Below are 25,825 nucleotides of genomic sequence, written 5' to 3' on the forward strand. Positions count from 1 at the left end.
AGAAAAGCAGGAGGGATGCTTTATGAAAAAATCCGTACAGCATATGCTGATTGTCGGTGCGGTTTTAGTGGGAACAGGCGCCGCCGGGCTGTTGGCAAGTTTGCCGGTAAATGCGGCTGTCGCTGTCATCGACGTGAAAAATATTGCCATCAACACTAAAACGGCGGCCAATACGGAGTTGACGTCGCTGAATCTCATTAAGCAGCTGGCGCTCGATTTACTCAACATCAAAGGGATTGACGGCGGCATTCTCGGTAAATACAGCGATGAAATCGCCAGCCGGCAAAAAAGCCTGCAAGAAAAAATGAAAGCGTTTCAAGGGATTATGGGCCAGGTCTCGGCGGGCATTTGGGATGAAAAAGGCGGGCGCATCGAAGACATTTTAGGCGGTTCTTTTGATGTCGGCACGTACTTGAACGTATCCGGCTCGTCGTATAAGGCGCTCGAAGGAACGTTCCGCGATTCTATCCAGCTTGCGAAAACCGTGCAAAAGATAAGTAGCGATACGACGGTACTCCGGCAAGCTTTAAAAAATTCAGCCGAGGCTGAAGGGCAAAAGCAGGCCCAGCAGGCGGATACGCAGGTTGCAGCCGTTACAGCGGCTTCGCAGCTGCAGGAAACGCAGCTGATTGCGCAGCAGACAGGCATGATGGCCGAAAGTTACCTAAGAGAAAACCAGGAAAAGGCGGCAGCCAAAGCCATTTTGGAGCTTTCCGCCGCCAATACGCATCGGACCGTACAGAACGCGATTGTCCGGCAGCCTACTGATCCGCAGACGGTTTTGAATAAAATATATCCGAGCTGGCTGGCGAAGGAGTACGAATGAGGACGGAGGCAACTGGTTTAGCGAAACCATTCGTTGTTTTTGCCGCGTTCTTCTTGCTTTTGCTGCCTGGCATGGGTACGGTTCATGCGGCGGCTTCGTCGCTTCCCTGGGATACGGTTTTGACGCATCTGATCGGCGAAGTCAGCGTTTCCGGCGGAACGTTCTCCATTGATACCTCGAACGCCGAATTGACCGGCAGCGTCGCCCGCATCATCTGTACTGTGTCGATTGCGGTAACGGGACTCCTGCTGATGTTCGGCGAAGTCGGCGGCCTGGCCCGGACGACGTTAAACATGATACTGGGAACGAGTATGGTGCTGCTTGTCGGCAGTTGGTTAAACAGTACCTTCTTTCAAGTTGTCGATCCGTCCGCTGTTTACGTGGATGTCAGTCCGCCAACCCTTAAGTCGCATCATGCGGCGGGGGAAGGAACGGATTTTTTGAGTTCCATGATGCGCTATTACATTTCCGTTTGCCACAGCGGGGCGGCGGCGCTCTTTCCGGCAGCCTTCAAGTTGCTGATTTTCCTGGCGGCGCTTGATTTTTCCTGGACGGCGATGTTTCGCTTAAACGAGGTCGGGCCGAAATACCTGCTTTCCAAGGCGATAAAATACGGCATCTTCATGTGGATATTGAGCAACTGGACCGAGGGAATGGCGCTTGCGGCAAAAGTTTTTACCTCCTTTGAACGGGCCGGGCAGCTGGCCTCGGGCAGTTCGCTGCCGCTCCAGCCGGATGCCATTTGGAGCAATGGCCTGGAAATCCTGGATGCTTCATGGCAGGGCATTAAGACGCTGAGTTGGTCGAATATCGGCGGCGTCCTGGCCAGTCTCACGATTTTGGTTGTGACGCTGGCCGCGGTTATTTTTACCGCGATTGCGCTGTTCATGTGCCGGGTGGAGTTTTGGACAATTGTCACGCTGGCCACCGTCTTGATCCCGTTTGGCGTCTGGGATAAGTCGAAATTCCTTTTTGAGAAAGCCACCGGCGCGGTTTTAAATTTAGGAATCAAAATGGCGGTTATTTCTTTTATCGCAGCGGTGATCCAGCCAACGCTGCTCTCTTTAGCCGAACCGCTGAAAGACGGCAATACGACCGGCAGATTAGGCGATTTGGCGGCGGCGGCCGAGGTGATGTTCGGCGGGATTGTGCTGGCTTGCATGGTCATGCAGCTGCCGAAGGTCATCGCCGGACTGATGAGCGGACACCCGTCGCTTGGCTCCGGGGATATTTTTGAACCGGTGAAGACAGCGGTGGCAGCTGGCATAGCGGCAGGCACTATCGGCATGTCGCAGGTCGCGAAAATGGAGATTGCCCGGCAGATGGCAGGCGGCAGCAGCGCGTCCTGGGGGCAAGTATTATGGCAGCGGGCGCAAAATGCCTGGGCGACAACGGGACCGTTGGCCGCGGCCAGGCGTCAGTACCGGGCAATAAAAAACGACAAAGCAGATCGGATGCACCGCTCCGGACTAACCTGGGGCAGCGGACGTTATGCGCAGCCGTATAATTATGAACGGCCGCCGTACGCCGTCGACCTGGATGATTAGAGGTGCCTTCCATGAAGCTTTATCGCAGTCTCCTTTTTCTGGCGCTATTTTTCCTGGTCCCCTCCCTGGCTTATGCCAATTTATCCATGCAGTATCCGGTGGCGGCGCCCAAAACAAGCGATTTCGGCTGGCGGATGCATCCTGTCTACGGCACGCCCCGCCTGCACGCCGGCGTCGACCTGGGGGCGACCGAGGGCGCGGCGGTTCATGCATCCGCGGCCGGCATTATCGAATACAGCGGCTGGATCTCTGGATATGGCTATTATATACTCATCAATCACGGCCAGGACGATAGCGGCAGAACTATCCGCACCGGCTATGCGCATTTAAGTAATCTTGCTGGCAGTTTCGCCGGGAAACATGTGGAGCAGGGGGAATTGATTGCTTATTCCGGTGCGACGGGGACGGTATCGGGGGCTTGCCTGCATTTTGAGGTGCGACTGGGAAATGGTACAGGCTATGGCGGACTTACGGGCGAAGTCGTCAATCCGGAGGATTATCTGGGCGGATTGCCGATGGCGAGCGGTGCCGGCGGGGATGCGGAAGAACTGTTTGTGCCGGTCGACTTTTCCGTCTTTTATGATTTTGCTTTGCCGCTGCGCGCTATGATGGAGAAAATGGCGGCCGCCTGCACGAGCGGGCTGAAGATCTTACAGCAGGAAATGCTGGCGCTCTTTCTTTGTCTCATTACCATGGATTTGGCTTTGGCGTTTCTTTGGAGCATGTTCAGACAGGACAGCGCCCAGGGAATGTTCGAGTTTCTGCTGCACAAAAGCGTAGTCTATGGGATGTTACTGTTCTTTATTGAGAAATGGGGCAGCCTGGTCGATTTGCTGCGAAACTATTTTGTAAGCTCGGCGGCCCTGATGTTTCATCAAGATATCGAAACCGCGGTGGCGGCTGTTTCTGATCCGACGACTGTCATTCAGCAGGGAATGCATTTGACGGCGCCTTACTTTAATTACATCGAAAGCTTTCACAGTCCCATTGCGATTTTTTTCAACAAGGGCCTTATCGCGGTTGCCTTTCTGTTGGGAGTACTAACAGTAGCGATATTTTTGCTGCTCGGCATACAAATCATGCTTGCCTATATGGAATTTTACCTGATGGGCGTATGCAGCGTGGTCAGTGTAACCCTCGCCGGTTTTAGGTATACGTCGGATCTGCCGCTGGCCAATTTTGGCATTAACGGGCTGTTGGCATCGGCCATCAAACTCATGTGGATGACCTTTTTTGCGATGTTTTTGGCGCTGATGGTGCAGCTTATTCCCCAGGACGGGCTTGTAACAAATCACACGGGAACCGAGGATATGACGCTGGACCGTTTTATGGAGACAATCGGCGACATCGAATCCGGCGGCGATTATGGCGTGCCGCCAAATGCGTATGGCGCGAAGGGGAAATATCAGATTCTGGAGTCGAACTGGGATGCGTGGTGCGAGGAGGCCGGGCTTCCGGCCGGTTCGCCGTGGACGCCTGCCAATCAGGACCGTGTTGCCCGGTATAAGATGCTTAAGTATTATGAGCGGTATGGGGATTGGCGGGAGGTTGCGATTGCCTGGAACGCGGGCGAAGCTTGGATAGGCAGCAAGGTGCTGCCGGAAGAAACGGTCGATTATCTTGAGAAACTGGAACGAAAAGGCGGCGGGGAAAGTACGGTTTTTGATATTGTGTTGGCTGTCGAACGATTTTTCTTTGTATTGCTGGCGGCCCTGATCGGCAGCCGCGTAAGCGGAGTGATCTTGCGCACCTTCTCCGGCGAGGGATTTCGCTGGCGCAGCACTTAAAAAAGGGGAGAGAAACCTATGAAAGTTAAAGCATGGATCAAACAAATCGGTCTATGGAGCGCACTTGCCGGCAGTTTGGGTGTATCGCAGGCGATTGCCTTTGCATGGAGCATACCGGGGGTAACCCGGCCGTACGATCCGCCTGCCTATTACAGCCCTACCGCTATTTCCTGGCGGGATTCCAAGCCTTCGGTCTTTACGCTGCTTGACCTTGCACGGCAGGGCGGCACTGTCCATGACTATCAGGAAGAAGGGCAGGATACGTTCAAGGAGCTAAAAACTACGATTGAGCAGCTTAGACGGATTGACGAGCTTTTAAAAGAAATAAAAAACCTGACGCCTGCGGCCTGGGACGGTTTCTGGCAGTCCCTGGCCGAGCCATACACATCCCAAAGGGACCAGGCGATTTTTACGCAGCATGAGAACGCGGAAGCGCTGCTTTCCACTACCGATAAAAATGGCAGCGATCTTGCAAAGCCGGAAGCAGATAAACTACGTTATCTTGATACCCTGTATCGCAACATTCTCGCCTACAGCCAGGAAAACCGGCAGAGCTACGGGGCGAGTACGGGCGCCATTGAAAGCGGTCTGGCGCTTTCTGCCGTGGCCGAAGGCCAATTGGCGGCAACGCAGGCACAGGCCGGTCTGGGGGGAATACAGGCGGCCGAAAGTTTGCAGAAAAACCGTTTAATCGGTTTGCAGAACACGGTCATTGCCGTCAGGGAGCAGGCGAAAATCGATGAAACGGTGCGGGTTCAGGCGAAAAATCGCCGCAACTTCAATATGCAGTTTGCCTCGCCTTACGCTAAGAGTGCAAGTGATGCAAAGGTGTTTGCGAAACCCAAGGCGCCGGGCCTGCCGGATTTTTCCGAATGATGGCCTGATAGCGTTTTTTTGCAGGAAAAGGGTGTGTCATGCGGATGGATTCCTGGTAGCGTAAAGATGAGCGGTTGATGATAACCGAAAGGAGCGAGTGAAATGGCGGATGTTGAAATTCGTACGTTTGAAGCGTATGACACCAAGGGAAAAGGGAAGCCCTGGGCGGCCAAGGTGCTTGACAGCGGGAAACTGGATTTTAATATTCCTTCGACCTACAGCGGGGATATGGAAAATGGGGAGGCGGGCGTTCTTTATATCAAAGAAGCGGAACCGGGAAGAATTTATGCAACCGGGCAGAAAGATTACCAGACGCGGGAAAGCAATATTGAATATGTGAATTTTAACGGGCAAAGTTTTGATACGGTGGAGAAAGACGTTATCGTCGAGATGAAGGACCGCTATTATGCGGTCCTCCCGGCTGAGCGATCGACGAATAGAGCGCAGGAAGCGCAGGAAAACGTCGAACAGCAACTGGAACGCTATAAAAAATTTAATGAAATTGTCGTGATAAAGGAATTTGGCACCTATTCGACGGAAAAGCTAGGCAAGCCCTGGGTGTGCGAGCTGACCCAAGAGGGAATCCAACTGAATGCGGCCGGCAATCCGGAAGGAAAAGTCGTCGGGCGAGTGGTTGGACAGGCGGGCGAGTTTCAACAGGCTTTTGTCGTCAATCCGACGCCGGAGCAGGTGTTTGTCGTTGGACAGAAGGATTTACAGATGGATAAGCATCATCTGCATTTTTATCGGGTGGAGAATGGGCAAGCCGTGGAAATGACCAGGCAGGAGGCCGAAAAAAGCGTTGGTTATGAGCGGAAATTCCGTCCGTTTGAAGTCGAGGACAAAGGCAAAGTAGTTTTGAACATGCCAGAAGGGTACGAACCTGACCGCTATCAAATGTGGATAGCGAAAGAGGTGGTGGAAAACGGGAAACGAACCTGCAAGAGCGGTGAGCAAGAGGGCCAGTTTTATGGCAGCTATTCCGGCGGTCGGGAAGGAAAGCCCGGACAATTTTACATCAACCAGCCGGAAGAAGATGCAATTTATGTCGTATGGAAAAAGGATCTGGCGGAAAAACAGACGGAGATGGCGGCGCGCATGAAGTTCATGAATGGAGAAATGCATGAACAGCCGATTTTGCAGAAAGCGCGGGAGAAGGTGGTCTTAAAGGAAGTGCCGGCGTTTGATGAAGAACGGTTTGGCAATCCGTCCGTAGCCCTGTTGCGTCAGGATGGCAGTTTCTCTTTTATGAACGGCCAGAATGCTTACGGGCATCCGCAGCGGGTGGGCGGCTATACCGGACGGGACGGCCTGGGTGAGCCGGGCACTTTGTTTGTCTATGAACCCAAGGAAGATATGGTTTTTGCTGTTGTGCAGGAAAATTACCAGACGCTGCGAACCCATGTTTCCTATTATCAGTATCAAAAAGGAAACTTTATTGAAACCGACCGCGAAACCGCAAAAGAACTTGCGGCGAAGCAGCCAGAGCCGGAACAAAGCGTGAAACAGCCGGAAAAAGAGTTGGAGGCGATTGTGGAAAAATTGCAAAACGGTCAAGTACCTCCAGAAGAAAGGGCCCAAATGAAGGAACGGCTCCAAGACCTTCAGGTTGAAATGAAAAAGGAGCAAAAAGAGATCGATCGGAGTATAGCAGGCTCCAGAGGCAAGGGAAAATCGTTGGTGATTGCCCAACTAGAGGCGTATGATGCAAAAAGTTTCAAAACGCCCTACATTATGCTGCAAAATGAAAAGGACCGTATGAGCTTCGTTCAAGATAAGAGTATTGCCGAATTCAAAGGCTCGGCGGCGGAAGGGGGACAGATCATTCTGCACGATGCAAAAGACGGAACGGTCGTTGCCTATGGCCAGGCTCGTACCGATGGAACGAAAACACAGAGCCGGTATGCATTGGTCTTAGACAATAAGGTTCAGGAAATATCGCCGGCGCAGTATCGCGCGTATAAGAAAGATCCGGCAAGCCTTATTAAACCGAAAGAACAGGAATACGCGTCCCTTTCGCAAGCGGCAGATAGCCTGGCGGCGAAGGGGATTACGGGCCCGATGCTGGAGAAAAAACTGGCCGTGCTGGAGTTGCCGGAATTTAAGGGGAAAAGTGTGATCGAGAAGGCGAAGGCTATTCAGGAAACCGTGCAGATGCGTGAAAGAACAAAAGAACCTCATAGTTTGGCAAGATAAGGTGAAGCTGGAAATAGAGATATTAATCCTAGTTGCCAATAGACAAAGTCAACAGAGTGTCAAATCGGGTGACTTTGCGCTGGAGTTGCCACGAAAGGATTCATGCCGGGTAAGATCATACAGACCTGAGCAAGACAGTCTGGGATGTGGGAACATAAAGGGCGACGCGCTGCTTCAGAAAACCTACACCGTTGATTTTTTGAGCAAGAAACGGGCATATAACAATGGCCAGGTGCCGCAGTATTATGTGGAAGACAGCCATCCCGCAATTATTGCAAAGAGATGTGGGAAGCGGTACAGATTGAGATGGAGCGCAGACGGAATTTTGTGCTGCGGTATGGCATTCAGAAGTGGAGTACGCGACAACAGATAATCTTTTTGCGGGTCAGAGTCATCTGTGGCTCTTGCGGTCAGATTTTTGGCAGGAAGGTATATAGTGCTCTGGGAATTGTATTGGTTGTTATGGGGGTAGTGCTACTAAATTTTAAAGGAAATACTCACTAATGAAATCCTGTATTAACTGACGGCAAAAAGTGAATGTTATATGCTAAGACTAAGACAACTTTTGGAAAATAAAAGCCCGATTTTCTTACGCTAAGTAGATAATCAGGCTTTCTCTTGTCCTCTGGGTGTTGTCAAAGCGTAGAGAAATCAGTAAAATGTTCAAATTTATCGGAGATTTATTTATTCAATAATCATATTTAATGTGGTATTTTATTGTATAAGCACATTGTAGAATTGTGGATGAGTTGAAAATACAAATTTCTGAAAGAAAAGGTGTGTTTTATGGGAAATATATTGAGAGTAGAATCAATATCGCTCTTGCATGAAATTTTTGGTTATGATAAGCCCAAACATCCATTGATATCATTGATCGATTTAACTCATATCAGCCCGGTAAGCAAATACCAACATATGCAGGTAGTAACTGGATTGTATACGATATCGTTGAAAAACGGGATTAACTGTGATGTTAAATATGGACGGCAATATTATGATTTTGATGAAGGAAGCCTAGTTTTTATGGCACCTGGACAAGTGACTATGGTTGAATATGGCAGCTATGACAAAGTGATAACAGATGGAAAAGAAAACTGGATGCTTTGTTTTCATCCGGATCTAATAAGGAAAAGTAAACTGGGCAGCAAAATAAATGAGTATAGCTTTTTTTCATATGACGTGAATGAAGCGCTTCATTTGTCTGAATACGAAAAGAATATTGTGACTAGTATCGTTCGATCTATAGAACATGAGTATTGCCAAAATATTGATGTATATAGCCAGGATGTTATTATTTCAAATATCGAATTACTGCTGAATCATTGCAATCGCTTCTATGGACGGCAATTTATTACTAGAAGTACAATAAACAAAGATGTTGTAAGTCAATTTGAAACATTGATAAGAAATCAAATAGATCTTGAATGCTTGGAAGAAAAAGGAATACCAAGTGTTAAATCTTTGGCGCATGAGTTGGGGTATTCTCCCAATTATTTAAGTGATTTATTAAAAAAGGAGACAGGTAAGAATGTACAGGAACATATTCAACTGCATCTTGTAGAGAAGGCCAAAACTTTACTCCTCAACACATCAGAGCCAGTTTATCAGATTTCATACAGGCTTGGCTTTGAATATCCATCTCACTTCTCTAAGTTTTTTAAGGCCCAGACGGGCATGTCGCCAGTGTCATTTAGAAAATGAAAATTGTATGGATGAGAGAATAAATAGTTTGTATAAGTATTGAAAACTTATACAAACTATTTTTTTATGAAATATCAACATCTGTAAAATGTATAAGGTTATCGGAGATTGATATATTTAAGGAATCGATGTTCAATAGTAAACTTTTAGTTGTAAAGGTAATGCGCATTAAATGAAACAAAACGAATTTCAAAAGGTGGATAAAGAGATGAGATATTACGATCTAAATAATGGCACTCAGATACCGATTATGGGTTTTGGTGTTTGGCAGATTGATGATCAGCAGCTTTGTGAAAGTACAGTTGAACATGTACTGAAGTTAGGTTGCCTCTTGATTGATACGGCGACGGTGTATGGAAATGAAGCAGCAGTTGGCGCTGCTATCAAAAAATCAGGAGTTAAGCGCGAAGATTTATTTATCACTTCAAAACTGTGGGTTCAAGATATGGGGTATGAAAGAACGAAAAGCGCAATTGATCGCGTACTCATTCGTATGGGACTAGAGTATTTGGATATGTATTTGATCCACCATCCTTTTGGAGATTACATTGGCAGCTGGAGAGCGATGGAAGAAGCTTGCGAAGAGGGAAAAATAAAAGCCATTGGAGTATCGAATTTTTCAGTTAACCAGTTGCAAAAACTGATGGCAACTGCAAAAATTATGCCGGTTATCAACCAAGTAGAATTCCATCCGCTATTTCAGCAAAAAGACCTGCGAGCTTTTATGAAAGAACATGACATTCGCTTAGAAGCATGGAGTCCTTTAGCAAGTGGACATGAAAATTTGTTAACAGACCCTGCGATCAAAGAAATTGCCGATAAATATGAGAAAACTGCCGGCCAGATTATTTTACGCTGGCATGTACAGGAAGAATCGATTGCTATTCCTAAATCTGTTAATCCGGATAGAATTCTGAGCAACTTTAGTCTTTGGGATTTTGAACTAACGACAGATGACATGAATGTACTGAAAAGTCTGGATACGAATAAGCCGGTATTGGGTTATAATCCGGACGAACCTGGAGAATGGCGTAATTTTATTATGAAAATTGTCGTTGAGAGCTAAAACCGTAAGTGTATTTTTGAATAAACGGTTCAATTTTTCATTATATTTATGGAAAAGTTGGAAATGTTCTGAAGTTAAAATAGCATTGCATAGGGTGATGTCAGTATGAAGAAAATAAGTCGACGCAAGGCAATTAAATCCATCGGCGCTGGGTTACTGGGGTTGGCTGGAATTGCGGGGCTATGGACAAGGGAAGGTATTAGAGTAGAAGCTAGGAGTCATTTAGGAAATGGAATGAAAGGAAGAGATGAAATGGAGAAAAAAGTATTTTTTAACAACAATCAAATTAAAATGGCAGGAATCTTGTTTTTGCCAGATGATTTTAATGAAGCAAAGAAGTATCCAGCACTTGTTATTTCTGCACCAGCAGGTGCGGTAAAAGAACAATCCCCTTCTTTATATGGGAAGAAAATGGCTCAGAAAGGATTTCTGGCATTAGCATTTGATACATCTCATCAGGGGGAAAGCGGCGGTGAACCGCGCTATCTTGAAAATCCAACGGAAAGAGTAGAGGATATTCGCTGTGCAGTCGATTATTTAACAACACTTCCCTATGTAGACATAGAACGCATTGGAGCACTAGGAATTTGTTCCGGTGGCGGATATGTAGTGAATGCCGCTATGACAGAACGTCGTATTAAGGCAGTTGCCGGTGTCAGCTTATCAGATCCGGGTTCATGGATTAGAGATGGCCTTGATGGAAAAACACCTGTTGAAGAGCAGATCAAATTGCTGGAAAGCGTTGGGAAACAACGTACTGCAGAAGCAAATGGAGCAAAGCCGGTATATGGACCATATGTGCCGGATGTAGTAACCGAAGATATGCCTGTGGTATTAAAGGAGGCAAATAATTACTACAGAACACCTAGAGCTCAACATCCAAATTCAGAAAATCGTGTGCTTATGACATCACTAGATAAGTTGATTGCTTTCTCAACATTTACATTAACAGAAAGTCTACTTACCCAGCCATTATTATTGGTTGCAGGAAGTAAAGCTGATACAATTGGATATTCGGAAAAACTATATGAAAGAGTGAAGTGTAAAAAGGAAATGTTTAAGATAGAGGGTGCTACTCACGTAGACCTATACGACATTCCTAAGTATGTAGATCAAGCCATCAACAAATTAGATGGATTTTTCGCTAAAAACCTTTAACAAGCAGCATCTTAGAAGCTGCGATAAGTTCTCATAAGCAAGCAGATTGCTGTCCATATGATTACGTCTGTAAACCAACGGTCAATGATTTGCTACCGAACAAGTCTTTGACCGTTGGTTTACAGTTGCCCTTGTGACGCATACTGCAAAAAAAGCCGTTGTTGCCCAGCAATTTCTGATATTCCTTTCATAATCATGCAGATTTACTAGATAGAATCCTGACCGCGCATCTGGAAGTGGATTTTGTCCAGTTGCAGATTAATTATCTGGGCTGGGACAATGAAAGCATTCAGTTAAGAAAATGCTACGAGGTAGCAAGAAAACATGATAAACCAATTGTTGTGATGGAACCTGTCAAAGGCGGTACACTTGCGCAAGTACCTGAGAAAGCAGAAAAATTATTTAAAGGCTATCATCCGGACATGTCCGTACCCTCATGGGCAATCATGATGGTACTAAGTGGGATGTCCGATCTTCCTCTGTCAAGACAAGAAAACGATCCCTTAAGAATTTTAATCTAGTACAAACTGGATTGGGCCCATGGCTTAATTGAGTCAGCGTATTATTTGGGGAAGGAGTTTATTAATGCTGTCTTTTGAAAAAACATTTGAACCGCAATATTTTCAAAGTTTTCATTGCAGCGTAGGCAATTGTCTGGATAGTTGCTGTACCGGATGGGATATTGCTATTGACAAAGAAACCTATGTCGCTTATCAGAATTGCCAGGAGCCGCTCTTAAAACCGCTTTTTCAAGAAAACCTTGTAATAAATGATAAGAGTGTCGCGAATTCAACTTACGTCCCGTATGCTCTTGTAAAAACAAATCAGTATATTTGCCCGTTTTTGACAAGTAGGAAACTTTGTATTATTCAAAAGACGCTGGATGAAACAGCGCTATCCATGACCTGTGCCACCTATCCACGTACTTTTAATGTCGTCAACGGCGTGTTGGAGAGATCTCTTAATTTATCGTGTCCGGAGGCGGCTCGGTTAGCTCTTCTAAATGAAGATCCAATGCAATTTGAAAGTTATGAATTTGTTGTCGGCGTTCGTAATCCGGAAGTTCCTTTATTAAACACGCAAAGCAGCGCACAAAACAAACCGTACCAGTATTTTTACGCAATACGGGACTTTATTGTTGCCCTTTTGCAGGACAGAACATATCCGTTATGGCAGCGGCTAATTATTCTAAGTGTATTTTGCGGCAGACTGGAACAAGTGATTGCGGAAAACTATGAAACTGATATTCCCTGCCTTCTTTCTTATTTTAACGCTAAAATTCGGGAAGGCGAATTTCGGGCAGCAATGAGCGAAGCTGAGACTAACCTAGAAATGCAGATTCAGGTAGTGAAAGTTCTGCTTGACCATCGTTTGAGGGTGGGATTTGTGAGTAATCGCTTTCTTGCTTGCATCAACGAGTTTAAGCAAGGGCTTGGTATTGGGGAAGCCGCTCCGGATGAGGATGCCGTCGCACGATATGCAGAAGCGTATAGTAAGTATTATCAGCCATTACTGGAAAGACACGAATATATCTTGGAAAATTACATTGTCAATTACGTATTTAAAAATTTATTTCCGTTCGGCCCGCAAAAAAATAGTTTTTTTGAACCCCAAAGTATATATGATGAATACATATTATTAGCGCTTCATTATTCCTTAATCAAATCATTGCTGATTGGCACCGCCGCTTATTATCAGACGGATTTTGGAACCGAACAGGCAGTAAATCTGATCCAAATTTTCGCAAAAACGATTGAACACAACCGACCTTACTTGGAACAAGCTGTGCAGTTTATTCATGCGTGCAATATGAATAATACGGGTGGCATGAACGTATTGTTGAAAAATTAACTGTTGGGCGCTGGGTAAGGGAAATAGTATTGTCGTTAAGATAAATACATAAAAGTGGAGAAAAGTCCTCGGGGTTCTGAAAAATATACATGTGAAACGGAGGAGAACAGATAATGAAAGTATTATTGATTAATGGAAGCCCCAATCAAAATGGTTGCACAAATCGAGCTTTGGTGGAAATTGCCCATACTTTGCATGAAGAGGATATCGAAACCGAGATTTTTTGGATTGGCAACAAGGCTATTTCCGGGTGCCTTGCCTGTTACACCTGCATGAAAACTGGGAAATGTGTGATAAAAGGCGATAAAGTGAGCGAATTCCTTGAGTTGGCAAAAGGTGCAGATGGCTTTATTTTTGGCAGTCCTGTGCATTATGCCGCTGCAAGCGGAGCAATAACGTCTTTTATGAACAGGGCCTTCCTTTCTGATCTTGCCGGAAACGGTAATAAAACTTTCTACATGAAACCAGCCGCTGCCGTGGTTTCTGCACGACGGGCCGGGACGACAGCGACGTTTGATCAGCTTAATAAATATTTTACCATTCAAGAAATGCCTGTAATTTCATCCCGCTATTGGAACATGGTGCATGGTAATACTCCGGAGGACGTTGAGCAAGACATGGAGGGCTTGCATGTCTTGCGCGTTTTGGCAAGAAATATGGCCTACTTCCTCAGATGCAAGGAAGCGGGCAAAAAGGCTGGGGTTCCGCTGCCTAAATTGGAAGAGTATGTTTTTACAAATTTTATCCGGTGAAGCTCCTTTCAGCTTAATATTTGTAAGACCTTATGAAGTTGTCAAGAAAAGCGTACGGGTAAAGTATTTTAGCAGGATGATGATATGGGGAAAAATGCTATTAAGAAATTTGTCGATGTGATATTGTTGGGGCTGTTCTTTTATGAGGCCGGTAGTATGGCTTCTGCGAGCCGTATTCATGAAATATTGGGCTGTGTCTTTTTTGTTCTGCTCATTATTCATAATGCGCTCAATAAAGGCTATTACATGAACCTTGGACGAGGTCGGTATAGTCGTAAAAGGATAGCAGGCATTGTTGTAATTGGCATTTTTGGTATCAGTGTTTTGGTACTGGGAATTAGTGGAGTAGCAATGTCGACACAGTTGTTCCCTAATATAAGGTTTCTTTCTGACTGGAATGTTCGCACTCTTCATCTCAGTGCTGCAATTGCTGCCATGGCAGCATTGCTTTTCCATGTGCTCATGCATATGGGGAGGTATATACAGGGGAAAAAATTCTATTATTTGACCGGATTGGCACTTGTGCTGATGATTAGCGGCATCTTTGGCCTGCCCTATATCGAACGTTGGTATCATCCGGTAAGTATAAACCTGCAAGAGAGCATTGAGGGTGAAAAAGTTGATTTCTCTGGCAATGTGTTGATTGTATATTTTAGCCGGGTAGGTAATACGGAGTTTTCTGCGCAAGTGGATGCCGTATCGGGTGCTTCTTTAGTGAAGGCAAATGGAACTCTTTTAGGAAATGCTCAGGTTTTAGCTATGATGATACAGAATGCAATAGGCGGAGATATTGCGTCTATTCAGACAGAGGAAAACTATCCTGCCAGTTATAATGAAACCACTAAGATTGCAAGGGATGAGCTGGCGAATCAAAGCTTTCCTGTTCTGAAGCATAAGCCGCTGGATTTGGCACAGTATGATACGATTGTACTAGTTTATCCTTTGTGGTGGGGGACACTTCCCAGGCCTGTGGCCAGTTTTATGAAGGCATATGATTTCGAGGAGAAGACCATTGTGCCAGTCGTAACTCATGGCGGTGGGGGTGCAGGTGATAGCGTGAAAGTGTTGCGAGGGCTGGCAAAGGGAAAGGTGGTAGATCCACTGAGCGTATACAGCAGCGACATTCCGTTGTCAAGGAAAGATGTGACGAATTATTTGAAAAACTTCGTTATAGGAAATGCATATTAGTGATATGTTTACATGGGAGATTTTGATATCAAGGACAACCTACGTCAATGAATTGATAGCGGTTGTCCTTGTAAATTCCATATATAGTTCGAAAAAACAAAGAGGAAGTGTATTTATGAAAGTCATTATTTTCGGAGCTACGGGGATGATTGGGCAAGGTGTATTGAGGGAATGTCTGTTAGATGATGAAATCGAAACAGTGTTGTCAGTTGGTCGCAGTGTGACGGGGGTACAGCATGATAAGCTTTGCGAAGTTGTGCACGATGATTTTGAGGATTTTTCGGCCATTGAAGATATTTTAGCGGGATATGATGCCTGTCTTTACTGTCTTGGCGTAAGTTCGACGGGCATGAGCGAAGAAGAGTACCATCGCATCACGTTTGGTTTTACTCGGGCGGCGGCGGAAACTTTGGTAAAGCTTAATCCAGCTATGACCTTCGGCTATATTTCAGGCGCGGGGACTGACAGTAGCGGGCAGGGAGGCCAGATGTGGGCAAGAGTCAAGGGGAAGACCGAAAATATGCTGCTAGGGTTGCCCTTCAAATCCGCGCACATGTTCCGCCCGGCATATATTCAGCCGCTAAACGGTATTGTATCGAAGACTAAACTGTATAGAGTGATGTATAAAGTACTTGGGAATTTATACCCGCTATTGAAATTGCTATTTCCTAAGTCTGTCACAACTACGGAAATACTAGGACGCGCCATGCTTAAAGCGGCTAAAAAGGGTTTTCCCAAACAAATCCTTGAGGCAGCGGATATTAACAACATAGGTCTCTGACCGAGCCCCCTATGGAAAAGGTACAGATTGGCTGGTCGGCACTTGATTAAACAGCGTTGCATTGCCTGAACTGAGGGGGATTTGTGCTTTTTTGCGGCGAGCAATGCTTGGTGCCGGCCAATATGGTAAAGCGGCTATCCTGGTACCCAATTAGCTGATTTTTGTTAAGGCGTCATTCACGGATGAATAAGTATACAGACTTTACCTACATGAATAAATTATCAATTAAGTGCTATAAAATCAATTTTGGGCGAATGGCAGGAGAAGGCGGTTGAGAAAAATGCTAATAGTCCTGTTAATAAGTCTTGTCATAGGTTCTCTTGGTATAGGCCTTTATCTTCAGCAGCCTAAGTTCGGAAAATTGCCGGACGGCCCCTACCTTGAAAGAATCAAAAGTTCACCCAATTATGTCGATGGCCAGTTTCAAAATTTAGTTCCCACGCCTCGGTTGGCCGAAGAAACTAGTAGTGCTTCTATGCTGTGGCATTTTCTATTTGCGAAAAAAGCACGGCTGGCGCCAACAGAGGACATTCCGTCGGTAAAAACCGATTTGCTGGCCTTGGACCAAAGTCAGGATGTCGTTATTTCGCTCGGACATTCTTCTTATTTTGTGCAGCTTGGCGGCAAAAGGATGCTGATTGATCCTGTTTTTAGCCATTATGCAGCCCCTGTTTCTTTCGCCAATAGGGCCTTTGCGGGAACCAATCCATACACCGCGGATGATATGCCGGAGATTGATTATCTGATCATTTCCCATGACCATTGGGATCATTTGGATTATCCCACGTCTATTACATTAAAACCCAAAGTAAAATATGTAGTGTGTCCATTGGGTGTAGGGGCGTATTTTGAACAGTGGGGATTTGAAGAAAAGCGTATTCAAGAGGCGGACTGGTTTAATGCAGTAGAAATAGAAAAAGACCTTACCATCTATGTTCTTCCGGCCCGTCATTTTTCTGGTCGTTTGCTCACTGAAAATAAGACACTGTGGGCAGGGTTTGCCTTGGTCACTCCCGAGCGCCGGATATTTTATAGCGGTGACGGTGGATATGGGCCTCATTTCAAGAAAATCGGCGAAATGTTTTCTGGTTTTGATCTTGCTATTATGGAGAATGGTCAGTATGACAAACGGTGGCCTTACATACATATGATGCCGGAAGAAGTTTCACAAGCGGCTGAAGAAGTGGGAGCCAAGGTTGTATTGCCAGCCCATTCAGGAAAGTTTTCACTGGCCAATCATGCTTGGGATGAACCGTTAAAACGTATAACGCTTGCCAGCCAGAATAGAAAGTATAGGTTGATTACGCCTAAGATTGGGGAGAAGGTAGAAATTGAAAATCAGCAGCAAATTTTTTCACACTGGTGGGAAGGGATTAATTGAATGAAATTTTCCTAATTTGCAGTGCATATTAGATACCATTGACGACTAGACCTAATTACAGTGAGGGCGTTATTGGATAAAGAAAGCACATCGTTAACTTCACTTGCTGACGATGTGCTTTCTCTTTTTGCATAAGGATTTATTAATCGGATTTTCCTATCTACTGCCGCAATAGATTATAGAGCGAGGTATTAGGGGGTTCTGCTGCTTATAACTTTGTTCAGCACTGCGGCCGCATTATCGGCTTCTTTTTTGCCAACTTTGTCTTCAAGAACCGATACCAAGCTTCTCAGCTGAGCCTCGGTCAGTCCGACATTAAACCCGACGTTAAGATGCGATTGTAGTTGAGGATTGACGTTCCCGATACTGGCCAGAGCTGAGATGGTTGCAAGCTCTCTACTCTGGAAATCAAGGGTGTCGCGTCCGAAGATGTCTCCGAAAAGATGGCTTTTTAAAAACTGGTCAATAGCAGGGGCGAAAGTAGTAATTTTAGACTTGTACGGTGCTCCAACCAACTGGGTTTGAATTTCCGTTCCAAGTTCCAGACTGCTTTTGTTGGTGGGCAGTGGGTTTGCTTCCCGGCCAAGCTCATCATGGATGCCCTTGCGTTCGCGATCTTCCATGACGGCTATAAAGGTGTTGATACCATTTAGGCTTCGGGGAAAACCTGTATAGGCATACATCTGCACCAGAACTTCCTTTATTTCATTTACGGTCAAACCGGCGTCCAGTCCTTCGTTCAGGGCAGTTTTCAGTTTTTCCAAATCGCCGTTGGCAGTAAAAGCGGCAATAGTGACGATGCCCCGCTGCTTGGCATCTAAGCCTTGAGTATTTGTTGGCTGCGCCTGCGAAATGGATGTAAAGCAGAGTATCGAGAGAAAGATACTCGTGAAAATTATTGAGATCTTATTCATGATAGTACCACCTCATTCTTATCGAGTAGTATTTACCCGCTAAAAGGAAAGATGCATGCATAAAGGGGGTTACTCGGAATATTGGTCATCGCTCACTTTTTCCAACCATTCAACGCTTTTGCCATTGAGTACTCCCGCGATAGCGATATGCGTCATGGCAGTGGTGGGGGAGGCTCCGTGCCAGTGCTTGACGCCAGGCGGAAACCAGACTACATCGCCTGCCCGAACCTCTATAATCGGACCGCCCCATTCCTGTACCCAACCAACACCGGACGTAATTATCAGACGCTGGCCTGCGGGATGAGCATGCCATGAGGTTCGGGCTCCCGGTTCGAACGTTACGTAAGCACCGGAAAAGTGTGCCGAGTCGTTTGCAGTAAATAGGGGGTCAACGCGTACATTACCGGTAAAGTATTGGGATGAGCCTTTGACGGAAGGCGAGGAGCCAGCCTTGGTAATTACTGTTTGCAAATTATTGTTTGCTTCAGCTGCTAGTGCTTTTTCTGTGATGCCCGTTGAAATAAGCAAAGAGGCTGAAATGACCATGGCGGTTAATAATCTCATTTTATCCTTCCTTTCGAAATTATCTTTTTTGTTGGCTTTATAGTGAAGTGTTGTAAAAAATAAAGACATTCGTGAACGGAACCGTAGATTTCGTCGGAGTCATTTTCCGCAAAGCCAGATGCCATTATGCTGCCGATGTTTTCCCACCGGCAGCATAATGGCAATATACTGGAACATACGATCACAAATGTGCTCCATAGAACTCAGTTAATTTATCAACGGCTTGGTTCACATATTTCGGCACCCAATACGTCTGAATATGGGTTGCTCCCTCGATCAGGAACAATTCCTTATCATTTGTGCCAGTTGCTGCTGCAAAGCACTGTTCGGTCATATAGAAGGTATCCGCATTGCTGCCGGCCATCATCAGTAACGGCTGGTTGATCAAATCCATATTATTGGCCGCGTCAAACGTGAATAAGTCAAGATTGCTACTCACTGTGTAGCGGAATGTGGAATTCGGATGTGCGTGCGTCTTGCCATAGTACTCATAGCCTTCACGATACAAAACCGGCATTTTGGCAAGCTGTTCCTCACTCAGTTTCATATCCAGCATGTCCGGAGTATATTGTACTTCACCGCCAGCAGCTTCCTTAGCTCTGGCCTCCGAGGCTTGCTGTAAACGCTTTTGAATGGTATCCGTTTGCGAATTCAAGAAACCGTTACGTCGAACAATGCCCGAATTGAACATACTGAGCGTTGCCACCGCTTTGAAACGCTTGTCAGTTTGCACTGCCTTCAGCGTGTAGCCGCCACCACCGCAGATTCCCAGAATTCCCAGGCGCTCTGCGTCAACTCCAGGATAAGAAGAAATGACATCTGCCATACCACGAATGTCTTCAACCCGATAGGCCGGTTTATCAACATTGCGCGGGTGCCCGCCGCTTGCGCCCTGGAAAGAGGCATCTGCCGCAATGGTGATATAGCCTTTTTCGGCCATACGCTGTGCATATAAGCCCGCTACCTGTTCCTTAACTCCGCCATTAGGATGCGCGACAACAAGTGCCGGATATTTTTTCGTGCTTGACTTATCATAGTCTGCTGGCGTATACACATTGGCTGAAACCTTTATGCCATTCAAATCATAGGTTATTGGATGAATATTCACCTGACCGGGGACATTCTGGGTAATTGCTCCCTGATAAACCAGACCAAACGGATTTTCATTCGGGCTTTTGATGGTGCTTGGATCTATTTCCTGAAATGTTCTCTTTTCCATTGTCACTGCAGGATGGCTGCCTCGCTGCACCTGCTGTGCACTGACTTCCTGCCCGCCACTTCCAATGCCCATTAACCCCAATGTTAGCATTGCTATACTTACCTTTAATTTCAAGCTCATAGAAATTCCTTCTTTCTTCTTTTAGTTGTTACTTATTTAATCCTTACATAATGAAAATTCAAGAATCAACTCATCCATATCATTAATATTTTAATTCTTTCACCCATACAGCAACATCATCCGCACAATTCTGCACAGTATCTCTAGAAACTGTAAAGCCGTTTTTAACGATGGTGGCGTTCGGCTGTAAGGTAGCAATGGTGCTGATCGTATTAGAAAATCCGCTTCCTCCGTGAGTATTGAACGGAATGATGGTTTTACCGGACAGATTATGACTTTCAAGGAAAGAGTACAAAATCATTGGCATATCGCTCCACCAGTTGGGATATCCTAGAAAAATCACATTGTACTGATCAAGATTTTCTATTTTTGCCGCAAGCTCTGGTCTTGCTCTATTATTCTGTTCTGCCTTGGCCAAATCTACCAGTGTTTTATGATTGGTAGGATACGGCGTTTTCGGTTCAATACGGAAGATATCGGCGCCAGTATTTTTCTGAATCAAATACGCAACATATTGTGTGTTGCCTAAAACTTCACCATTGATAACTACTGTGCTGTTTGCCTCTTCCTGGGTCATATTATTGGGATTAGTTGTTTCCGGCATGGAAAAGTACACTACCAAAGCTTTCTTGCCTTTTTTATTTGCAGATGAGGCTTCGGCAAGGGGAGATGTTGTTTTGGTTTGTTCGGTACTGGAAGGCTGCGGCTGTGAGCTATTGTTGGACTGATTTTTACTGCTGCCGCATCCCGCAAAACTGGCTACCATAATAATCAAAGCTAAAACGAAAGTTAAAGTTTTCTTCATTCATAGGTCCTCCTCTCTATTCTATGCTTCCTGTGAAATAAGCTTTGTAATTTTATTATGCACAAGTAAGAAGGTAGCGCGGTATCTCATTTCTCTTAAATGATTGCCTAATTGTAGCAAACATCAAAAAACCATTTGGGGGAATGCAGTTTTTTTCTGCACTCCCCCAAATGGTTTTTACGCATCTGCCTTTTGGTTGTAATTGGCTTTCATGCGCTTCATATCTTCTTTAGGCGGAAGATTAAACATGCGAGAATATTCCCGGCTAAACTGTGATGGACTTTCATAGCCGACCCGAAATGCGACCTCAGCGGCATCGGCTGACTCGGATAGCAGCAAGCGTCTTGCTTCATGTAAGCGCAGTTGCTTCTGAAACTGAAGAGGGCTCATGGCGGTTACCTCTTTAAAGTGCCGATGAAAAGAAGAAACACTCATATTTGCCATTTCTGCAAGATCTTCAATCCGAAAAGACTGGTCATAGCGATTCATGAGCCGTTCAATGACGTTTCTAATTCGATAGGTATAGCTTCCTTCGACGGCAATCTGTTCTAACGTTTCTCCGTGCTGTCCCTGCAGAATCCGATAGAGAATTTCCTTTGTAACGAGAGGAACAAGTACCGGAATATCGTCGGGGTTTTCTAACAAACGAACCAGCCTGAGTACGGCCTCCAACAACGAGGTTTCAATCCGGCTGACAAAAATAGCATGACTAGAATGTTTTTTCGTGACAATGCGAGTTTCTAAATTGCTGAGAACATCTAAAACTTGCTTTGGTGTAAATTCCAGTTTGAGGGACAGATACGGCAGGGCGGGGGTGGCTTCTACAACTTGAGCTATAACGGGCACACTAATAGATGCAACAAGGTAATCGGCAGGACTGTACCGAAAGCGCTCCTGGGCCAGCCAGACATCCTTTGCGCCTTGAACAACAATGCATAAGGACGGCTTGAAAACTCCATAAACGGGTCCGGCAATCACAGACTGGCGGTTAAAAAATAAAGACGGAATAGCAGTCGGATGAACACCGTCCTGTCCGGAATATCGTTCAATGAAATCGGCGAGTTCAGCCTGCTGTTTATCTATTGATTCAGACATGAGATCCTCCTGTTCGTTCAGCCTTTAATAAGTCTATTATAATATGTATTTATCTGCTTGCAACTGGCTGCGATAGGATTAGGCAATCATTTGACACAAATGGGCTACCGGGCATTTGCCGGTTGGCTGCATAATGAAGATAACAAGGGATACCGGTGTTATAGAGGTATGTTGAAATGAAATTTGTTAGCCTAATTATCGCAAGCAGTCTCTTTTGTAGTTTCACAATGGTTCATTACGGTTGAGTCAGAAAGGATACAATGCATTTGTCATTCAATATCGTGTAGGAAGCGAGAAAGCCGCTTGCGAAGATTTGGCAGCCGCTATTTCTTTCATATTTAGAAATGCGGAATTGCTGAGTGTTGGTATAGAAGACTACTCTATATGGGGCAGTTCTGCAGGGGCAAGGATGGCAGCGAATATCGGATCATATGGTTCTTCCGGCTTTGGCTATTATGAGTTTCCAAAACCTTCTACGGTTGTCATGGCTTATACCGGGCACTCCGCCTATACCAAGGAAGATTCGCCGACTTTTGTCGCGGTTGGAGAAAATGATGGGATTGCCAGTCCGGTACTTATGAAAAACCGTGCGAATGCTTTGAACGCTGCAGGTGTTGATGTTGAGTTCCACAAGTATCCGAATATTGGTCATAGTTTTGGACTTGGCATTGGCACGCCGGCGGATGGGTGGATGGATGCGGCGGTTCAATTTTGAGAAAAGCATATGTCACCTAATAATATCAGGCGGCCATCTGACGACAGTGTGGGGCGATAGAATAATCGTGCTCTTAGCACACAAACGAAGAAAGAGGGAATAGAAAATGTCGAAAAAAGTATTAGTATTATCAGCAAGTCCCCGGATAGGAGGCAATTCCGATACGCTATGCGACCAATTTATACAAGGAGCAGAAGCCGTCGGAAACACGGCAGAAAAAATATATGTGCATAATCAGACGATTGGTTCCTGTATGGCCTGTTATGCTTGTAAAAAGACAAAAGCATGCATACAGAAGGACGATATGTCTGCCATCATGGATAAGCTGGTTGATGCCGATGTTATTGTACTCGCGACACCCGTTTATTTTTATTCGATGGATGGACAGCTGAAAACCTTGATTGATCGTACACTACCACGATATACGGAAATCCGTAACAAGGATTTTTACTTTATCGCAACAGCGGCTGCAGGAAAAGCTTCTATGGAGCGTACGATGGATGGTCTTCGGGGTTTTACCGATTGTTTGCCTGGCGCTAAGGTCAGGGGGCTTATCTATGGTGCTGACGCATGGCAAAAGGGTGATATCCAAGGAAACAAAGCAATGAAAGAAGCTTTCGATAAGGGAAAAGGCATTTAATTCATGTGAAGAAATTAGGCTTTGGATTTATGTGCCTTCCAGTTTTTGATGAAATGACTGATCTACAATTAGAATAATATTCATCTGTTGTGTAACTGATTATGAAGATAGGATTAGGCAATCATTTGGCACGAATGAGATAACGGTCAGTATTTCATTTGGTGCATAATGAAGATACTGAATTGGCTCATGAATTATTATGAGTTAATTTATCAAATATAGATAAAGGAGTATCTAGGACATCATGAGTAGTACATGGAGAATTTATTTGCTGACCATGCTCAGCTTCTTGATTGGAACATCACAATTCGTCATCGTGGGCATTTTGGATAAAGTTGCTGCCTCTGTCGGTGTATCTATCTCGACAGCCGGGCAGCTTATTACCATATTTGCGCTCGCAACTGCGATCGGCACGCCTATCGTTATCATGGCGACGGCCAAGATGAACCAGAGCAGGCAGCTACTGCTGGCTCTCGCTATCTTCTTTCTTGGCATCGTCGCAACGCTCGCCTTCCCAGGCTTCGGCTTCCTTTTGGCCTCTCGCGCCATACTCGGGGTCGGAACAGGTGTCTTTGTCGTCACCGCCTATGCTATATCAGCGCAGCTAGCCTCTCCCGAACATCAGGGCGAAGCGATGGCCAACATCTCAATGGGCTTTAGCGCATCCCTTGTTTTCGGCGTCCCGCTCGGTCGTGTTATTACTGCAGTGTATGATTGGCAGGCGATCTTTTGGGGCATCGGCTTCTTCGGTTTAGTGGGAATTTTTGCTGTTGCGAGAACAATTCCGGCCATGGTGGGCGAACCCCCTGTCCCCCTTGGTAAGCAAATTGCCTTTTTGAAGAAGTCGGAAATAGCTGTTGCCCTTGGTGTGACATTCTTAGTGTTTATCGGCTATTCAATGGTTAATACGTATATCACTCCTTTTCTGGCTTCTATCAGGCCGATGAGTGAACAGGAAATGAGTAGCATTCTCTTCACTTTAGGCATCGCGAGCTTGATAGGTTCCAAGCTTGGCGGCTTCCTGGCGGATCGAATCGGCATCACTCGTACGCTCGTCGGCAGCATGACCGTCCAAGCCCTCGCCCTCGCGCTCTTGTCCGCTGCCTCTGGTTCTGTAATCGTCACCATCATGTTGATCATGCTTTGGGCGACTTCAGCCTGGACGTTCGGACTGACCCAGAACTTTAACCTAATCTCGCTTGCCCCGGAAGCCTCCGGTATTATGCTGAGCCTGAACAGTTCCTTCGTGCAGCTCGGCTTTGCCGCCGGCGCCGGTATCGGGGGAATCGCCGTGGGAAGTTCGTCAATAATGGCGATCAGTTGGATCGGTGCTGCCTTGGTCACGCTCGCGGCCTGTGTCGCAGTCTTCTCCTTTGGCGTTACCCGCTCGTTATCAATAGCGCGTGATTAAGAGGGTGCACAACCCGTCTCCGGATGCGATACAGGGGTATTGCAGGTGCCAGTCGAGGAAGTAAGCCGGTAGGGTGAAAGACCGCATAAAAGGAGACATATAAAAGCATTGGGGCTGTTCAAAGAGAGAGTGATACTTACTGCGATCACGATGTCAGAGGTGCTTATAAATGAAAAAGACTAAACTAATCGTCATTATTGGACAATTGTTGGTCTTGATGATATTCATTACAGGCGGTAAGGATAAAGAGATTCTTATTCGTGCTACGCCTCATGATCCGACGGCTATATCAAATTCGGCCGGTAACGAAATCTTAAATGAAGAAGGAAACGTGATGGGAAGCTTTGCCCATGTAAAAACCAATGATACTGTCCGTGATGTTGTGAATCACCCGGCATTTAAAGGCTTTGGCAAATTTATACTGCCGCTCGATCGTGGGACATACGACAAGAACATGCAGCTGAATCGTGTGGCTTCGCTTTTGCCGTATCACGGGCATGTGGACCCTGACGCAGTTGTGGGCACAATCAATTACATGATTGACAAAGTGGGCGGCGGTGAAACCATATTCTACGATTTTTACACCGAACAGCAAAAGCGGGAGGATTCCACCAAAGAGTCTACTGGTCTTTTCTTCTTTCGCGGAAAGCCGGGAGCGCCGTTTGCCATTGTGTGCCCCGGCGGCGGCTTTTCCTATGTAGGCTCCGTCCATGAAGGTTTCCCGCACGCGATCGAACTGAGCAAGAAAGGGTATAATGCTTTCGTTTTACAATACCGCGTGGGCGGAGAGCGTACGGCCTGCGAAGATTTGGCAGCAGCCTTGTCTTATATTTTTAGGAACGCGGATATGTTAGGAGTCAGCACTAAAAATTATTCTTTATGGGGCAGCTCGGCGGGCGCAAGGATGGCGGCCAATATCGGTTCCTATGGAGCCGCTTACTTTGGAGGCAGCGATCTCCCGAAACCGGGTACTGTCGTCATGGCTTATACCGGTCATTCAACGCTTAGCGAAAATGATCCTCCGACTTTTGTTACATCAAGCGAGGATGATCCAATCGCCAGCGTTTCTACTGTTGAACGGCGCGTAAATACCATGAGAAAGGCAGGAGTCGAAGTCGAGTACCGTAAATATCAGCGCGCCGGTCATGGCTTTGGGCTCGGTATTGGGACAGATGCCGAAGGCTGGATCGGGTATGCCATTCCGTTCTGGGAAAAACATATGTCTAAATAAG

General features: G+C 46.0%; 23 protein-coding genes and 1 pseudogene. 19 read left to right on the forward strand and 5 right to left on the reverse strand.

The window, feature by feature from the left end:
• The first annotated feature begins 22 nt into the window (after positions 1-22).
• The 15 genes and pseudogenes from LUCIF_RS19160 to LUCIF_RS19230 all read left to right on the forward strand — a co-directional run bounded on the left by LUCIF_RS19160 (position 23) and on the right by LUCIF_RS19230 (position 17,110).
• Positions 23-826 (forward strand): TrbJ/VirB5 family protein, encoded by an 804-nt coding sequence (locus LUCIF_RS19160; RefSeq protein ID WP_126720613.1) that lies wholly within the window; start codon positions 23-25, stop codon positions 824-826.
• On the forward strand, positions 823-2,373 hold the full coding sequence (locus LUCIF_RS19165) for a type IV secretion system protein (RefSeq protein WP_122629471.1): 1,551 nt from the start codon (positions 823-825) through the stop codon (positions 2,371-2,373). Before LUCIF_RS19160 ends, LUCIF_RS19165 begins: the two co-directional genes overlap by 4 nt.
• An 11-nt stretch (positions 2,374-2,384) precedes the next feature.
• On the forward strand, positions 2,385-4,160 hold the full coding sequence (locus LUCIF_RS19170; RefSeq protein ID WP_122629472.1) for a peptidoglycan DD-metalloendopeptidase family protein: 1,776 nt from the start codon (positions 2,385-2,387) through the stop codon (positions 4,158-4,160).
• 18 nt (positions 4,161-4,178) lie between these two features.
• Positions 4,179-5,036 (forward strand): hypothetical protein, encoded by an 858-nt coding sequence (locus LUCIF_RS19175; RefSeq protein ID WP_122629473.1) that lies wholly within the window; start codon positions 4,179-4,181, stop codon positions 5,034-5,036.
• 102 nt (positions 5,037-5,138) lie between these two features.
• On the forward strand, positions 5,139-7,232 hold the full coding sequence (locus LUCIF_RS19180; RefSeq protein WP_122629474.1) for a hypothetical protein: 2,094 nt from the start codon (positions 5,139-5,141) through the stop codon (positions 7,230-7,232).
• Positions 7,233-7,514: 282 nt separating this feature from the next.
• Positions 7,515-7,736 carry a hypothetical protein gene (locus tag LUCIF_RS26575; RefSeq protein ID WP_207858071.1) on the forward strand — a complete coding sequence of 74 codons (222 nt, stop codon included), beginning with the start codon at positions 7,515-7,517 and terminating at the stop codon, positions 7,734-7,736.
• A 282-nt stretch (positions 7,737-8,018) separates the two neighbouring features.
• Complete coding sequence (locus LUCIF_RS19190; protein ID WP_207858073.1) at positions 8,019-8,933, forward strand: helix-turn-helix domain-containing protein; 915 nt, start codon at positions 8,019-8,021, stop codon at positions 8,931-8,933.
• Positions 8,934-9,105: 172 nt separating this feature from the next.
• Positions 9,106-9,999 carry an aldo/keto reductase gene (locus LUCIF_RS19195; protein WP_207858075.1) on the forward strand — a complete coding sequence of 298 codons (894 nt, stop codon included), beginning with the start codon at positions 9,106-9,108 and terminating at the stop codon, positions 9,997-9,999.
• A 105-nt stretch (positions 10,000-10,104) separates the two neighbouring features.
• Complete coding sequence (locus tag LUCIF_RS19200) at positions 10,105-11,157, forward strand: alpha/beta hydrolase (protein ID WP_207858077.1); 1,053 nt, start codon at positions 10,105-10,107, stop codon at positions 11,155-11,157.
• Positions 11,158-11,366: 209 nt separating this feature from the next.
• Positions 11,367-11,678 (forward strand): annotated as a pseudogene (locus tag LUCIF_RS19205) (aldo/keto reductase); the annotation flags it as partial.
• A 64-nt stretch (positions 11,679-11,742) separates the two neighbouring features.
• The gene (gene fliB / locus LUCIF_RS19210; protein WP_122629476.1) at positions 11,743-13,008 is read left to right on the forward strand and encodes a flagellin lysine-N-methylase; all 1,266 of its coding nucleotides are present in this window, start codon (positions 11,743-11,745) and stop codon (positions 13,006-13,008) included.
• Positions 13,009-13,121: 113 nt separating this feature from the next.
• On the forward strand, positions 13,122-13,760 hold the full coding sequence (locus tag LUCIF_RS19215; protein WP_122629477.1) for a flavodoxin family protein: 639 nt from the start codon (positions 13,122-13,124) through the stop codon (positions 13,758-13,760).
• Between the two features lie 84 nt (positions 13,761-13,844).
• The gene (locus LUCIF_RS19220) at positions 13,845-14,948 is read left to right on the forward strand and encodes a flavodoxin (protein WP_122629478.1); all 1,104 of its coding nucleotides are present in this window, start codon (positions 13,845-13,847) and stop codon (positions 14,946-14,948) included.
• A 115-nt stretch (positions 14,949-15,063) separates the two neighbouring features.
• Complete coding sequence (locus LUCIF_RS19225; RefSeq protein WP_122629479.1) at positions 15,064-15,729, forward strand: NAD-dependent epimerase/dehydratase family protein; 666 nt, start codon at positions 15,064-15,066, stop codon at positions 15,727-15,729.
• A gap of 280 nt (positions 15,730-16,009) precedes the next feature.
• Positions 16,010-17,110 (forward strand): MBL fold metallo-hydrolase, encoded by a 1,101-nt coding sequence (locus LUCIF_RS19230; RefSeq protein ID WP_122629638.1) that lies wholly within the window; start codon positions 16,010-16,012, stop codon positions 17,108-17,110.
• Between the two features lie 191 nt (positions 17,111-17,301).
• Here the strand turns inward: LUCIF_RS19230 and LUCIF_RS19235 are convergent, their stop codons facing one another.
• From LUCIF_RS19235 to LUCIF_RS19255, 5 genes are all read right to left on the reverse strand, one after another.
• Entirely contained in the window at positions 17,302-18,024 is a 723-nt protein-coding gene (locus LUCIF_RS19235) for a carboxymuconolactone decarboxylase family protein (protein WP_122629480.1), read from the reverse strand.
• Positions 18,025-18,093: 69 nt separating this feature from the next.
• A complete protein-coding gene (locus LUCIF_RS19240) occupies positions 18,094-18,657 on the reverse strand; it encodes a (R)-mandelonitrile lyase (protein WP_207858084.1) in 564 nt (187 codons plus the stop codon).
• Between the two features lie 112 nt (positions 18,658-18,769).
• Complete coding sequence (locus LUCIF_RS19245; protein WP_207858087.1) at positions 18,770-19,927, reverse strand: alpha/beta hydrolase; 1,158 nt, start codon at positions 19,925-19,927, stop codon at positions 18,770-18,772.
• A gap of 82 nt (positions 19,928-20,009) precedes the next feature.
• Entirely contained in the window at positions 20,010-20,732 is a 723-nt protein-coding gene (locus tag LUCIF_RS19250; protein WP_122629482.1) for a flavodoxin, read from the reverse strand.
• A gap of 177 nt (positions 20,733-20,909) precedes the next feature.
• Positions 20,910-21,827: an AraC family transcriptional regulator gene (locus LUCIF_RS19255; RefSeq protein ID WP_122629483.1), complete on the reverse strand. Its 918-nt coding sequence runs from the start codon at positions 21,825-21,827 to the stop codon at positions 20,910-20,912.
• Positions 21,828-22,068: 241 nt separating this feature from the next.
• Here LUCIF_RS19255 and LUCIF_RS19260 point away from each other — a divergent pair, with 241 nt between their 5' ends.
• From LUCIF_RS19260 to LUCIF_RS19275, 4 genes are all read left to right on the forward strand, one after another.
• Positions 22,069-22,542, forward strand: coding sequence for an alpha/beta hydrolase (locus LUCIF_RS19260; protein WP_122629484.1), 474 nt, complete (start codon positions 22,069-22,071; stop codon positions 22,540-22,542).
• Between the two features lie 106 nt (positions 22,543-22,648).
• Entirely contained in the window at positions 22,649-23,182 is a 534-nt protein-coding gene (locus tag LUCIF_RS19265) for a flavodoxin family protein (protein ID WP_122629485.1), read from the forward strand.
• 244 nt (positions 23,183-23,426) lie between these two features.
• Complete coding sequence (locus LUCIF_RS19270) at positions 23,427-24,593, forward strand: MFS transporter (protein WP_122629486.1); 1,167 nt, start codon at positions 23,427-23,429, stop codon at positions 24,591-24,593.
• Positions 24,594-24,762: 169 nt separating this feature from the next.
• Complete coding sequence (locus tag LUCIF_RS19275) at positions 24,763-25,824, forward strand: alpha/beta hydrolase (protein WP_122629487.1); 1,062 nt, start codon at positions 24,763-24,765, stop codon at positions 25,822-25,824.
• Position 25,825: the final 1 nt, after the last annotated feature.

The organism is Allolucifera butyrica (genome assembly GCF_900476375.1).
GTDB lineage: Bacteria > Bacillota > Negativicutes > Sporomusales > UPPP01 > Lucifera > Lucifera butyrica.

Coding starts and splice junctions, on each gene's coding strand:
- LUCIF_RS19160 (WP_126720613.1), top strand. CDS start 23: ATGAAAAAATCCGTACAGCATATGCTGATTGTCGGTGCGGTTTTAGTG.
- LUCIF_RS19165 (WP_122629471.1), top strand. CDS start 823: ATGAGGACGGAGGCAACTGGTTTAGCGAAACCATTCGTTGTTTTTGCC.
- LUCIF_RS19170 (WP_122629472.1), top strand. CDS start 2,385: ATGAAGCTTTATCGCAGTCTCCTTTTTCTGGCGCTATTTTTCCTGGTC.
- LUCIF_RS19175 (WP_122629473.1), top strand. CDS start 4,179: ATGAAAGTTAAAGCATGGATCAAACAAATCGGTCTATGGAGCGCACTT.
- LUCIF_RS19180 (WP_122629474.1), top strand. CDS start 5,139: ATGGCGGATGTTGAAATTCGTACGTTTGAAGCGTATGACACCAAGGGA.
- LUCIF_RS26575 (WP_207858071.1), top strand. CDS start 7,515: ATGTGGGAAGCGGTACAGATTGAGATGGAGCGCAGACGGAATTTTGTG.
- LUCIF_RS19190 (WP_207858073.1), top strand. CDS start 8,019: ATGGGAAATATATTGAGAGTAGAATCAATATCGCTCTTGCATGAAATT.
- LUCIF_RS19195 (WP_207858075.1), top strand. CDS start 9,106: ATGAAACAAAACGAATTTCAAAAGGTGGATAAAGAGATGAGATATTAC.
- LUCIF_RS19200 (WP_207858077.1), top strand. CDS start 10,105: ATGAAGAAAATAAGTCGACGCAAGGCAATTAAATCCATCGGCGCTGGG.
- fliB (WP_122629476.1), top strand. CDS start 11,743: ATGCTGTCTTTTGAAAAAACATTTGAACCGCAATATTTTCAAAGTTTT.
- LUCIF_RS19215 (WP_122629477.1), top strand. CDS start 13,122: ATGAAAGTATTATTGATTAATGGAAGCCCCAATCAAAATGGTTGCACA.
- LUCIF_RS19220 (WP_122629478.1), top strand. CDS start 13,845: ATGGGGAAAAATGCTATTAAGAAATTTGTCGATGTGATATTGTTGGGG.
- LUCIF_RS19225 (WP_122629479.1), top strand. CDS start 15,064: ATGAAAGTCATTATTTTCGGAGCTACGGGGATGATTGGGCAAGGTGTA.
- LUCIF_RS19230 (WP_122629638.1), top strand. CDS start 16,010: ATGCTAATAGTCCTGTTAATAAGTCTTGTCATAGGTTCTCTTGGTATA.
- LUCIF_RS19235 (WP_122629480.1), bottom strand. CDS start 18,024: ATGAATAAGATCTCAATAATTTTCACGAGTATCTTTCTCTCGATACTC.
- LUCIF_RS19240 (WP_207858084.1), bottom strand. CDS start 18,657: ATGTCTTTATTTTTTACAACACTTCACTATAAAGCCAACAAAAAAGAT.
- LUCIF_RS19245 (WP_207858087.1), bottom strand. CDS start 19,927: ATGAGCTTGAAATTAAAGGTAAGTATAGCAATGCTAACATTGGGGTTA.
- LUCIF_RS19250 (WP_122629482.1), bottom strand. CDS start 20,732: ATGAAGAAAACTTTAACTTTCGTTTTAGCTTTGATTATTATGGTAGCC.
- LUCIF_RS19255 (WP_122629483.1), bottom strand. CDS start 21,827: ATGTCTGAATCAATAGATAAACAGCAGGCTGAACTCGCCGATTTCATT.
- LUCIF_RS19265 (WP_122629485.1), top strand. CDS start 22,649: ATGTCGAAAAAAGTATTAGTATTATCAGCAAGTCCCCGGATAGGAGGC.
- LUCIF_RS19270 (WP_122629486.1), top strand. CDS start 23,427: ATGAGTAGTACATGGAGAATTTATTTGCTGACCATGCTCAGCTTCTTG.
- LUCIF_RS19275 (WP_122629487.1), top strand. CDS start 24,763: ATGAAAAAGACTAAACTAATCGTCATTATTGGACAATTGTTGGTCTTG.